An 11,480-nucleotide genomic window follows, 5' to 3' on the forward strand; every position below is an offset into this window, starting at 1 on the left:
AAATGTCCAAACAGAAAACCCTGACCCAGAAAGACTTGATCCTGGTCTTTGCTCTTTATTGTGGTGCGATCCTTCTGATTCCGTTCTTCAGCAATTTTGATCCACTGGTTCTCATATCCGGCGTCTGCTTCGGTTCCGGGAGCATGTTCTTTTTCGGTCGTGCGCGTCGCCCGATTGAGCGTCCCGCTGGCGTAGAAGTCGCGGCCGAGGCATCGAAATGAGCGACAGTACTGCTTCCTTAAAGACAGCTGACGGTTCCAACGTTGGCCCAGTCATCATGGCAGCAGTACTGTCTGCTGTCCTGACCGCTGGCACTTTGTTTGTAGCGAGCCCTTACCTTGCACCTCAGCAGAGCAGTGTTCCCTTCGTTGTCATCGACTCTGGAAAACTTGTTACTGCTTCCATGAACGACCTTCGAGGAAAGGGCCTCGACGAGAGTGCAGCAAGGGACGCGGCCATTAGGTTTGCTGACCAATTGAAGACCGCAACGCAGCGATACGTCGATGCAGGCTACGTCGTCGTACACCGGACGGCAGTTCTTGGTTACGCACCCCAGTTGGAAATCACACAGCTCGTCGCAGATGAACTCGGCCTCAATCTCGAATGAGACTACTCGCCCGGAAAAGGCCACTCTTTTTATAAGGGTGGTTTTCCTTGCGTCGGTACTCCTCGCTTTGCTTTTTGCAGCGACGTCACACGTCTCTGGAAAGTATCGCCTTCTTCTTCTGGTTGGTGATCTCAGCTGCATCCCTTACAAACTCGTTGTCGTCAAAATGACCCGTCCAGAGAACATTGATTTCGAGCGGGGTCAGCTACTCGCGTTCCTTCCATACGGAAGGCTAACTGATCAATTGAATCAACGCCTACTTGATGGAAACGGCTCGATACTTGTTGTTAAATATCTCGCAGGTGTCGCAGGCGACATCATCAAGGTAGAAAACGATGAAGTCACCGTAGCTGGGCGTAAATTCGGTGATCTCGATCTGCTGGAAAAGCTAAATCGCGCGCCAGGTAGCTATGACCGGACCCAAGTATTGGTCGATGGACAGCTTGCAATGATGGGTACTGAGCCGAGAAGTTTCGATGCGAGATATTGGGGTCCAATCAATGTTGACGAGGTCGTCGGTGTCGTTTATCCGATCTGGTAAGCCTGTACGGGCGATTCTTGTTTCTTTAGCGATCGTAGCCGCAACCTCGAGCGTTCACGCTCAAAGCTTCTTCAAGCGGGGAGGAGAAGGCTATTTCTGGTATGAGACCCCTCCCCCTCCGGCTGAACCCGTTCAATTGGAAAAAGAACCCGAACCTCCAGCTTCGGCCTCTCCAGCCACTGAAACAGCAGCTAATACGGGGACTCAGCCTTTCTCTACAGCGTGGCTCAGAGATAACTTGCCGGTTCTTCTTGAGAAAGCGATGGATTCAGGAAAGCGTGAAGACATGGAAGCGTATCTGTACGCCCAAAGAATCGCGCTCGACAAGGCGCAGAATTTTGCACATCTTCAACAACTCGTCGTCAAGACTGACCCCATTCTCGATGAAAATAACCGGATGCCCCTTGATACGTTCATCAGGCAAACAGTACTTGCTACGAACAAGGAACAAAAAGACGAAGTAACGAAGCACCTTGCATCAAAGGGTGGCATCTTCATGTTCTTCGACTCGTCCTGCTCTCATTGCGAGAAGCAGTTTCCTGTCATTGGCATGCTTAAAGAAAGGTATGGTTTTGAAACTCGGTTTGTATCTGTTGATGGCAAGCCCCTTCCAGGTATGGATAACTGGATACCAGACGCAGGGCAGTTTCAGTCACTCAACCTAAAACTCACACCGACCGTTGTTTATGCTGTCCCGCCGAACAATTTTTACGTCGTTGCTCAAGGCGCCATGTCCGCAAGTGGGCTCGTTGATCGCCTTCTAGTTGTGGCTGAGTCTGAGAAGCTGATATCAGATGAAATGATCGCAGCGGTCAATCCTGCCATGCGGGGCGTCGCACGATTTGAAGACATGGTTGATGGTGCGTCTGATGATCCAGCCGAATGGGTTAACTTGTTGAAAGAACGACTACAAGGGAGATACTAAAAATGCCAAAGATTCAAATCGCCGCCCTTGCTGTCGGCTTGAGTCTTTACACCATGATGACTCCGACGCACGCGAGTCTGGGTGGAGCACTCGATGGAATGCTCATCAACGTAACAGATCCGGTAGCTTATCAATCACAAACGCGACGCGGCTTCGTCGGAGGCAACGTTGCCATGAGAAGTCCTATTCGGAACGTTAACATCGTGTCCTTCGATCCGCCCCGAATGTCTGCCGGCTGTGGGGGAATCGACCTATTTGCTGGAAGCTTCTCGTTCATCGACTCCGATCAGCTTATCGCGGTATTTCGGTCAATCGCACAAAATGCGCTCGGGCTCATTTTCATGCGCGCGCTCGCTGCGATTGATCCGAAGCTTCAAAGCCTCGTCAGCACAATTCAGTCGAAGCTTCAATCTCTTAACCAACTTAGCTCTAATACGTGTGCGATCGCAAAGCAGTCCGTAGACACCGTGTTCAATAGCGTTGAACGTGCGTCCACGAGCGCCGAAAGTGGAGCTGCTTTTTTTGAAGCGATTGCGGGGGGTGTTGGCGATCTGTTCGAGTCTCAAGAAGCAGTGAAAGCATCCCCTAAGGCAAAGATTAAGCAGGCTTGCGAGGCCGGCTCGATCGAGTTCTGCGGCAACGTTGTTTGGGATTTGATGGCCGACAACAGGGTTGGTGAACTTCTCGGGGGAGGATACTTCGCCGGCCTTTCAACGAAATACGCGGCAGAGCTTGTGATGACGATGACGGGGACCGCAATCTACGACCCTGAGTCGGCTCCGAGTGCATCGGAGACTCCTCGCATGGCGCAAAGGCCAGGGAAAATTGATCTTCATGACCTCAAGACAGGAAGGTCAAGCGGTGCCCAGAAGATCAAGTACTCGTGCAGTTCGGCGCCGGCCCGCGGCGGCTGCCGTTCGATGGATGAAGTCGCTTGGGACTGGGAGGGGACGGTTGGCTATACCAATCGTATGCTTTTTGGGTCAATTGATGGAACCAGTACCACGGCTGATTCGATCGTTGGAAAGATGAGCCCTGCGTGCGCGGTTGATTGCACACTGTCTCCGACACAACAGAAATTCGTCAATGCGACCTCTGTTCCTTTCATCTCCATGATGCTCGAGGTTCAGAGTCAAGAAGGAGCAGCCTCGGCTGTTGCCGCACAAGCGGCCCCTTTGATTGCTGAGGAGCTGCACATCGTTCTATCGGAAGCGGTTTTGCGTGCAGCGAGGCAGGTTCTTTCAACGAAAGGATCAACGACCATTCCGCCCGAGATCCATGATCGAGTGAGAGAGCTTGGCAATCAGTACTCGAGAATCGTCACTAACCGGAAGGCGAACGCTCAGGAATTTGTTGCGCTTGACGAATACGTCAGAACGATCTCCAGGCGCGACCCGTCGATTCTGACGTTCACGACCCCGCGTTGAGGAATAGCCATGTCTTCATGGATGGTTTACACACTAGGTGACGCTGGCTTTTTTGCCGGGCTGTTCAACGCCATTGCAATGATCTTCGGGTCTAGTGCATTCAGGGGCGATGCTTCCGACTTCGGTGGCACCCTCATCTACCTGGCTTTTCTGTTTGCTTTGATTGCTGTTCTAATGAATGGCCTGATGAGTCAATGGAAGTCTGGCAACAACCCAACGATGCTGCTCGTTTTGTTCATCGTTTGGATGGTTGGGGGTTACACGAAGGCAACAGTTGTGATCGAGGACATCTACTCTGGTAGCTCGCGAGCTGTTGATAATGTACCTCTAATGGTAGCGGTACCCGCTTCGATCATCACAACTGTAGCAATGGATCTCGGCCGTCTTTCGCAGACCGCTTTTCAAGCAGCTGACGCCAATGCTACGGAGCTGACGACGGATGGCTTTGTCAATCCGCTCAAGCTGATGCTTTCCGTTCGTCAGGCCGCATCCTACAGTCCCCACATGACGCAGAACTGGGGGGGCTTTGTCCGGAACTGCATGATTGGAGCCTCATCGCCGCAGCAACTGTTATCAAGTACCGACGGTGTTTATGGCGCTTTGACTAACGCCGCTAATTTGACTGCACATCGGCACACGAATTATTACGCAGCCAATGCGGTTAGTCCGACTGTCATGAGTTGCGCTGACGCAGGCCCTCAGATCCAATCTGATTTCATCGCGTATTTCAATGAAACGAATCCGGCTTTGAACCGCGCTATGCGTGACGCTACCGGAAGGAACTCTACGTCGACCGATAAAACGTGGACTGATCTGTCGAATTTCTACGCCACGAACTCCACTCTTGCTGGCCTTAGCGCCCAGCGGACGAGCGCGAACATCATGATGCACCAAACGACAAATGATGTTTTCAAGTGTGGCAACAACTCTAGCGATCCGACTGCTTACTTCCAGTGCACCCAGGTGCTATCGGGCCAACAGCAAGCGTTCACGGTTGACTCAGCGGCTTCGGGCGCGGGTTTCACTCGTACAGTGATCACATCCATGGGGTTCTTGCTGGCGATCTTTATTGGGTTGGCACCGCTAGTAATCATCGTGGCACTGATGTCCGGTGCCAATGCCCTTCCTCTCTTGGGTAAGTACATCCTCTTCGGTGCCTGGACGCAGAGTTGGCTGCCTGCGGCCTACATGGTGAATTACTTCATCGTGTACACCTGGACGGAAAGCATGGCTAACCTGAAGAAAATGTTTCTTCCAGTTCCAGCTCCCGCTAACGCGGCCCTCCCCATCGAAGCGGTGCCGCTCTTCTTTTCCGAGACGATGGATAAGATCGCGGTGGCTTCCGATTTGCTTGCGGCAGTACCGTTGATCACCCTGGCTGCCATGACAGGCTCGTATTTCGCCTTAGCCAAACTTGGTGAGCGCTGGAGTGGCAAGGATTATTCAGACGAGAAGATGGCCGCCCCCAGCCTATCGAATGTGGGTGCGGTTAGTAGCAACGCGGCAGTACGGGATTATTCGCTTGGAGCCGGCGGACAAATGACAGGCGCCGCACGCGTCAAGTACAACCTCCAAGATGGCCTCTCTCAGTCCGTCGCTGACAAGGAACAAGAAGCCCTTAGGGTGGGTTCTGAAGTTACGCAAGACTGGTCGAAAGGCGGTCGCTTTAGCAGCGGATGGGATCGCGCCGTACAAACCGCTAGATCAGATGTATCTCAGGTTGGTCAAACTTGGGCGCAAGGGGTTTCGTTTGCGGACAAGATGGTTCAAAACGACTCGTTCGGAAACAAGGTTTCTGACGCAGTACGTAGTGAGCTTGGCGCTCAAGTCAAAGCCAGCATGTCTGCCGCCATGATGGGAAATGGTATTAGTGGCGTTCTTGCCGGAAACTACTCCGGGGTCAGCCAAGAAGCTAAAGAATGGCTAACCTCCACAAGTGAAGGCAAAGAGTGGGCGAACCAGATACGGAATGAGTACAGCAAGCAGCAGTACAGCTCTTTGCAAGGCACGGACTCTTTGACGAAGAAAGCTGGTTTCTCTGAGGATGAGGCTGCCGGAGTTCGTGAGAGTGTGTCCCGTCAGGCCTCAACCGTTAGCGCCTACGAGGAAGCAACGCAGGTCGCATCGGGTATTGCCGGAACTTATTCTGGCAATGCGGGCGAACTTAATAGGAACTTGATGGCGGCCGGAATGTACGAAACAGTGATGGGTATGCATGCATCGCTTTATAACGGTACAGGAGAGGCGTCCGATCGATACCGTGAGGCCTACAACAAGATCGAAAGCCATGAGAAAGGTCTCGGCGTCCAAGCATTCGATGCTCAACTTGGCTGGGTTATGGGTGCGATGCTTTCATCCGGCCAGTACGACAACGTTATGAGCGTAGGACAACAGATCACGGGGAGCCAAGGTCTCGATACGCCTGAGCTTGGCAGCAACAAGGGTGTCGGCAGTCCGGTTACAACTCTTGAAGGGAAGACAGTAGAAGAGCTCAAGGCACGGCATGGAGCTGCCCCTGCAGGTCCCGCTGCTCCCCAAGTTAATCCCAACTTCGCACGTGAGGCGGCAGGTGAGCGCGACGCTCCTATTGACCCTATTCCTTCTCGGCCTTCCAACAGTTCTCCGGCAAATCCTGGGGGAGTTAGAACATTCTCCTCCGATGACGGGGAGCGATTTATGCGCGGCGCGGACGTCAACGCAACTCAGGGTGTATTTGGTGCAGGAGCTTATGTTGTTGATGAAACAATTAATACAGCAGGGAAAGCGGTTGACGCAGCTGGTGATGCAGTTAATTTTGTCGCTAGGCAATACAATGAAAATATTGGCGCTCCTTTTGCAAATGCGGTTAACGATTTCTTCGGGATCGGCACAAACACCAAAGTGAATACCGATACCTCAACCTCTGGGGGCGGGAGATAAAAAAAGGCCGGGTTCTAACCCGGCCATCTCTTAGTAATCGTCATCAGCCCTAAAAGTCATCGGACCGACTCCAAGTTTGCTCATGTGGTTTGCGTCATTGAGATCGTCGTTTCCACTGTATAGAACACGCCTGTATCCGTTCTTCTTGCGATATCCAGCGCCAGAACCAAGGAGAAAATCTCCGACCCAGGTATTGGATAGCGAGATCAGCACCTTAGCTATGAAATAAAACAAACCGGCAATCATGATGAAGCCCAAGAGGGACTTGGCATCCATTTAGCTCTCCTCACCGAACCTGCCCTTGATGGTTCGGCGTCGAGGTGATACCGAGGCAGCATTTCCCGTTGCTCCTTGGTGTACGGAGTCAGTTCTAACCGAAGGAAGGATGCTAGTCAAATTTTAGGAGGAAAGTCATGGATTCGTCAGTGATCGAAGGGCGTTCTCTTAACCTACGGGTCGCCAATCGGTCGATCTACCCGCTGTGGGCACTTTTGCTGGCAGGTCTATCCATGCTCGCGGTCGCCTTTGTGCTTTTCCTCCCTGGGGTGTCCGAGACATCGGGGGTTGAGGCTTCCGTCCTCGCTACAGCTGGCTTTGCTTGCGTAGGGTTCGCGGGGCTCAGGATCGCTTACTTGAAGTTTTCGGCGCTCTACACGGTGACGCCCGATGCGATCACTGCTCGATACGGCCTCATCGCACGCAAGTCTCACCAAATCCAGGTCGCCCACGTACGCTCGATCTCCGTTACGCAGTCGCTCGTTGGCCGGCTCTTTGGCTACGGCGACTTGGAGTTTTCTTCGGCAGGCAGCGACGAGTCGGAGATCGTTTTCAAGTCGGTTAGCCGCCCCATGCAGACTAAGGAGATGGTCTCCAAGATGCTTGGCAAAGACCGATCTCGAACCACCCACGACTAAACAGAATCGACTATGCGCCTGTACATCGCCGAAAAGCCGTCCCTGGGCAAGGCAATCGCAGAGAATCTTCCTGGCCTGAAGTCCCGCGAGGATGGATTCATTCGGGCAGGTGCCGACGTGGTTACGTGGGCGCACGGACACATCCTCGAGCTTGCGCCTCCGGAAGCATATGATCCGACGTGGAAGAGCTGGAACACGGCGGTTAAGGTCATCCCCTATCCAATCGAGCAGTTCAAGCTTCTGCCCAAGCCCGACTCCAAGGCGCAGCTGCGCGTCATCCAGTCGCTACTGCTGGAGGCATCCGAGGTAGTCAATGCGGGCGACCCGGATCGGGAAGGCCAGATGTTGGTCGACGAAATCCTCGAAGTGAGTGGCTGGAACGGGCCGACGTTGCGGCTGCTGATCAATGCGACCGATCCGGTCACGGTCAAAAAAGCACTGAGCTCGATGCGGCCGAACGCGGAATTTGCCAACCTGTACCAGGCTGCGAAGTGCCGGTCCGAAGCCGACTGGATCATCGGCATGAACCTGACGGTGGCCGCAACGAAGCTTCTGGCCGACGACGAGCTCGTCTCCGTCGGTCGCGTGCAGACCCCGACGCTGGCCCTCGTTGTCCGTCGTGACGAAACAATCGAGAAGTTCGGGGCGCGTCCTTTCTTCAGTCTGGAAGTCACGCTTCAATCCCCGAGCGGCCCTATCGTGCTGACCTATAACCCCTCGGACGAAGACAAGCGGATCTGGAATGAAGCTGACGCGAAGCGGATCGCGGAGGAGATCAAGAAACAGCAGTCCGTTACTGTAACGGTTAAGACTGGGGTGAAAAAGGAAAGCCCTCACCGGCTGTTCATGCTCCGCACGTTCCAGGGTGAGTGCAACACGCGTTATGGCTGGTCCGCCTCCAAAACGCTCGAGATGGCTCAGTCCCTCTACGACTCCAAGAACCAGCTTGCGAGCTACCCACGAACCGACTGCGAGTACATGCCGGCAGGGCAGGCAGGCGATGCGCTCACGATCGCTCAACACATCGTCCAGCAAGCTCAGTTTTCGCGTTTCGCCCCCCTCCTCTCTCTGGCTGCGCCGCGAAAGTCGATCTACGACTCGTCGAAGGTAACAGAGCATCACGCGCTGACACCGACCGTTAAGCCTGCCGACTTCACGACCCTCAGCGCAGACGAGCAAAAGGCATGGCTGGTTCTGGCCGAACGCTTCCTGATGAGTCTCCTTCCTTCACACGAGATCGAGGAAACGCTCGTGTCGTTTACTCACGGAGAGATCGAGCTTTCGACTAAGGGCGAGGTGTCGCTCAACATGGCCAAGAGCTGGCGAGCGCTGGAACCGCATACCTACAAGGCCCTGCCCCAGGTGTCGGACGGTGCCTCACTTCAGATCGCCGGCGTGCGCGTTGTGAAGGGGAAAACTGCGCCTCCGAAACGCTACACCGAGAAGACGCTGCTGGACGACATGAGCTCGGTGGCCAAGTACGTCGAAGACCCCAAGCTCAGGGCGATCCTGAAGGAAACGTCAGGAATCGGAACCGCGGCGACCCAGGCGAAGATCATCGAGACGCTCAAGGAGCGCGGCTACGTCGCGGTTAAGAACCGAGAACTCATCTCGACCCCATTTGGCCGTGCTGTGGTTCATGGTCTCCCCGAGCGTTTGACGGACCCTTGCCTGACAGCGCTCTGGGAAGATGCGCTCGGCTTGATTGCGGCCGGAGAAATGAAGCCAGGCGACTACATGCAGCGCGTCAGGGGTATGTGCAAGCAATTCGTCGACGACGTGCGTGAGTCGGTCGGAAAAAAGGCGATCGTCGGCGACAAGGAGATCGCGAAGAGCAAACGGGCGAAGCTGCTCGAGCAACGCAGATCCCAACAACCGTCCAGCAGGGCAAGCGCTACTGCAGGACTGCCACTATGACCTTGATCAGGGTCTCTCTGCTAACATTCACTTAGAAGGTATTTGCATCAAGTCTCTCTTTTGGCTATAAATGCAACCATAGTTCAACAACGAAGAAACACCATGAGCCAACCTCGAGACACATTTGCGGACATCGGAAGCGTGACCTATCGGATTCGACAGGCGGCGGCGATGCTTGGCGTCACAGATGTCACGCTCCGGGGTTATTCGGAGAACTTCGATATTCGGAGAGCTTCCGATACGAACCCTGGGGCACCCCCTATCCGGATCTATGAGCCTTCGCAGATTTTCGAGATTGCGCTCTGGCGACGGGCGCAGGGTTACCTCAAGGTTCCTCAGACTCATGGAAAGCCGTTCGTCATTGCCGTGACCGTGTGCAAAGGCGGGACAGGCAAAACAGTCACCTCTGTTGAGCTGGCCGTAGAGCTTCAGCTGCTAGGCTTTCGGACGCTGCTGGTCGACCTTGACTCCCAGGCCTCCGCAACACAAATCATGGGTTACGAGCCTGACATCATGGTGGAGGAAGCCGAAAGCTTCGGCTTGAGTGAGAAGGCAGTGGTTCGCGAAACGCTCGCGAATGTCCTGGAGGCATACGTGAGCTCCCAGCAAGGAGGCCGCGTTCGGCAGATGCCCTATGACCTGAAAGGCCTCATCAAAAAGCCCTTTGGGGAACACGGGCCTCATCTCGTCCCAGCCGACACATTTCTGAGCAGCATCGAACGGACTCTTCTTGTGGCAACAGGAAACCGAGAGCGATTCTTGCGCAACATGCTCGATGAAGCCGCAAAAGGGGCGATCCCCGGGTTCGACACCAGCGGCTATGACGTCATCATTCTTGACTGCCCGCCTACCGTTTCGACTACCACCTCCTCGGGAATGGTCGCCGCTGACCTACTGATCGCGCCGATCCGGATGGATGTTTTTTCGATCAAGGGCATCAGCAAGATGATTTCCGAGATCCATGTGTTCAAGGATGAATGGGTGCTGAAGCCTGAACTCATCATCCTCCCGACGCATTACTCTACAAATGTCGGCCGCATTAGCCGCATGAGGCGTGAGCTCGAGACTTACAGCGAAAGCGTTTCACCCTACGTGATCTCCGTAAGTGAAGATCTGCCTAACTCTCAAGAGCGCAGCATGCCGCTCTCCATTACGAAACCGACATCAACATCCGCTTGTGAGTACAGAGCGTTCGCAGCTTACATCCGCGAAAAGATTGTCGACCGACTCTCGAAAACCAAGGGGGATAAGAAATGAAAACGCGCGAACGCGACCGAGTCGGGTTAGTTCTTCGTACGATGCCAGCTGATGACGAGTTCGGTAAGCCTCCAGCAGATCGATTTACCGTAACCGCAAAGATCAGCCTGGACCTCCTTGAAGAAGTCCCTGGCCGACGCAGGAAGCTTACTCCCGAGCAATACGAGCAACTCGTTGAAAATCTCGCGAACAACCCACTGGCCACCCCGATCACCGTTCGACGTCTCGACAGTGGGAAGTTCGAGATCATTTCAGGTCACAACCGGGTCGCTGCATACAGAGAGCTTGAGCGCACAGAGATCGATGTCCATGTATTGGATCTCGATGAGGACGGCGTCGAGCGAGCAGCTTTCTACGCGAATTTGCTGTCTGTTGACTTGCCGGACTACCAAAAGTACTTGGGATTTAAGGCAAGAATGGCTTCAACCGGCAAGAATCAAACGGAGATTGCTGAAGAGGCCGGGATCAACAAAAGTATCGTTTCTCGTCTCATGTCGTTCGGATCGCTACCGTCTTTGGCGCTGAACGTCATTGAGAAGAGTCCAGATAAGTTTGGGGCCCGTGCGATCGTAGAGCTGGCGAAGCTTGTTGAGCAGCATTCTGCTGAGGCGATCGCACAGGCCCTTGAAAAAGTCGCCTCTGAAGAGATCACTCTGAAACAAGCGATTTCTCTGATCAAGACTTCAGGAGCAAACAGAGGAAAAGAGAAAGCAGAGCCAGAGATATCAACAATCCGAAGGGGAAAAGCAGCGTTCTGCTCTTTTCGGCTAAGCGGACACTCTCTTCGACTGGACTTTGTTGATGAATCCGATGCGAAGGCGCTGAAAGCAGAGATCGAGGAAGTGGTCAGTAGGTACGCCAATGCGACCAAAGACTGAGTTGCCACGGGCAACTCGATGATTTTTATAGAATTTTTTTCGATGAACGTGGAAATGGCAAAACGGATACTACGGCGAGACCTGTTGGACGGCCA

At 54.0% G+C, this 11,480-nt stretch carries 11 protein-coding genes; 10 read left to right on the top strand and 1 reads right to left on the bottom strand.

Features of this window, described 5'->3' with window-relative positions; genetic code table 11:
• The first annotated feature begins 2 nt into the window (after window positions 1-2).
• From ACUH78_RS12435 to ACUH78_RS12460, 6 genes are read left to right on the top strand one after another with little or no spacing between them, the layout of a single operon-like run.
• Window positions 3-221, top strand: coding sequence for a hypothetical protein (locus ACUH78_RS12435; protein WP_334108828.1), 219 nt, complete (start codon window positions 3-5; stop codon window positions 219-221).
• Complete coding sequence (locus ACUH78_RS12440) at window positions 218-607, top strand: hypothetical protein (RefSeq protein WP_011254821.1); 390 nt, start codon at window positions 218-220, stop codon at window positions 605-607. Before ACUH78_RS12435 ends, ACUH78_RS12440 begins: the two co-directional genes overlap by 4 nt.
• Window positions 582-1,148, top strand: a complete 567-nt coding sequence (locus tag ACUH78_RS12445; RefSeq protein ID WP_334108829.1) for a S26 family signal peptidase — start codon at window positions 582-584, stop codon at window positions 1,146-1,148. The genes ACUH78_RS12440 and ACUH78_RS12445 overlap by 26 nt, the downstream gene beginning before the upstream one ends.
• Window positions 1,126-2,073, top strand: coding sequence for a thioredoxin family protein (locus ACUH78_RS12450; RefSeq protein WP_334108830.1), 948 nt, complete (start codon window positions 1,126-1,128; stop codon window positions 2,071-2,073). The genes ACUH78_RS12445 and ACUH78_RS12450 overlap by 23 nt, the downstream gene beginning before the upstream one ends.
• A gap of 2 nt (window positions 2,074-2,075) precedes the next feature.
• Window positions 2,076-3,500: a conjugal transfer protein TraH gene (locus ACUH78_RS12455; RefSeq protein WP_445333591.1), complete on the top strand. Its 1,425-nt coding sequence runs from the start codon at window positions 2,076-2,078 to the stop codon at window positions 3,498-3,500.
• Between the two features lie 9 nt (window positions 3,501-3,509).
• The gene (locus ACUH78_RS12460) at window positions 3,510-6,419 is read left to right on the top strand and encodes a conjugal transfer protein TraG N-terminal domain-containing protein (RefSeq protein ID WP_445333592.1); all 2,910 of its coding nucleotides are present in this window, start codon (window positions 3,510-3,512) and stop codon (window positions 6,417-6,419) included.
• Between the two features lie 30 nt (window positions 6,420-6,449).
• Here the strand turns inward: ACUH78_RS12460 and ACUH78_RS12465 are convergent, their stop codons facing one another.
• Complete coding sequence (locus tag ACUH78_RS12465; RefSeq protein WP_445333593.1) at window positions 6,450-6,695, bottom strand: hypothetical protein; 246 nt, start codon at window positions 6,693-6,695, stop codon at window positions 6,450-6,452.
• Between the two features lie 137 nt (window positions 6,696-6,832).
• Between ACUH78_RS12465 and ACUH78_RS12470 the strand changes: the two genes are divergently transcribed.
• The 4 genes from ACUH78_RS12470 to ACUH78_RS12485 all read left to right on the top strand — a co-directional run bounded on the left by ACUH78_RS12470 (window position 6,833) and on the right by ACUH78_RS12485 (window position 11,385).
• A complete protein-coding gene (locus ACUH78_RS12470) occupies window positions 6,833-7,333 on the top strand; it encodes a PH domain-containing protein (protein WP_445333594.1) in 501 nt (166 codons plus the stop codon).
• Window positions 7,334-7,345: 12 nt separating this feature from the next.
• Complete coding sequence (locus tag ACUH78_RS12475; protein WP_445333595.1) at window positions 7,346-9,250, top strand: DNA topoisomerase 3; 1,905 nt, start codon at window positions 7,346-7,348, stop codon at window positions 9,248-9,250.
• A gap of 102 nt (window positions 9,251-9,352) precedes the next feature.
• The gene (locus ACUH78_RS12480; protein WP_445333596.1) at window positions 9,353-10,507 is read left to right on the top strand and encodes a ParA family protein; all 1,155 of its coding nucleotides are present in this window, start codon (window positions 9,353-9,355) and stop codon (window positions 10,505-10,507) included.
• Window positions 10,504-11,385, top strand: coding sequence for a ParB/RepB/Spo0J family partition protein (locus ACUH78_RS12485; RefSeq protein WP_445333597.1), 882 nt, complete (start codon window positions 10,504-10,506; stop codon window positions 11,383-11,385). Before ACUH78_RS12480 ends, ACUH78_RS12485 begins: the two co-directional genes overlap by 4 nt.
• Window positions 11,386-11,480: the final 95 nt, after the last annotated feature.

The organism is Thauera sp. ZXT1-4 (assembly GCF_052598215.2).

What these genes read in the sequence shown, in the direction of transcription:
- ACUH78_RS12455 (WP_445333591.1), top strand. Translation starts at nt 2,076, where the DNA reads ATGCCAAAGATTCAAATCGCCGCCCTTGCTGTCGGCTTGAGTCTTTAC.
- ACUH78_RS12440 (WP_011254821.1), top strand. Translation starts at nt 218, where the DNA reads ATGAGCGACAGTACTGCTTCCTTAAAGACAGCTGACGGTTCCAACGTT.
- ACUH78_RS12485 (WP_445333597.1), top strand. Translation starts at nt 10,504, where the DNA reads ATGAAAACGCGCGAACGCGACCGAGTCGGGTTAGTTCTTCGTACGATG.
- ACUH78_RS12445 (WP_334108829.1), top strand. Translation starts at nt 582, where the DNA reads ATGAACTCGGCCTCAATCTCGAATGAGACTACTCGCCCGGAAAAGGCC.
- ACUH78_RS12470 (WP_445333594.1), top strand. Translation starts at nt 6,833, where the DNA reads ATGGATTCGTCAGTGATCGAAGGGCGTTCTCTTAACCTACGGGTCGCC.
- ACUH78_RS12460 (WP_445333592.1), top strand. Translation starts at nt 3,510, where the DNA reads ATGTCTTCATGGATGGTTTACACACTAGGTGACGCTGGCTTTTTTGCC.
- ACUH78_RS12480 (WP_445333596.1), top strand. Translation starts at nt 9,353, where the DNA reads ATGAGCCAACCTCGAGACACATTTGCGGACATCGGAAGCGTGACCTAT.
- ACUH78_RS12435 (WP_334108828.1), top strand. Translation starts at nt 3, where the DNA reads ATGTCCAAACAGAAAACCCTGACCCAGAAAGACTTGATCCTGGTCTTT.
- ACUH78_RS12465 (WP_445333593.1), bottom strand. Translation starts at nt 6,695, where the DNA reads ATGGATGCCAAGTCCCTCTTGGGCTTCATCATGATTGCCGGTTTGTTT.
- ACUH78_RS12475 (WP_445333595.1), top strand. Translation starts at nt 7,346, where the DNA reads ATGCGCCTGTACATCGCCGAAAAGCCGTCCCTGGGCAAGGCAATCGCA.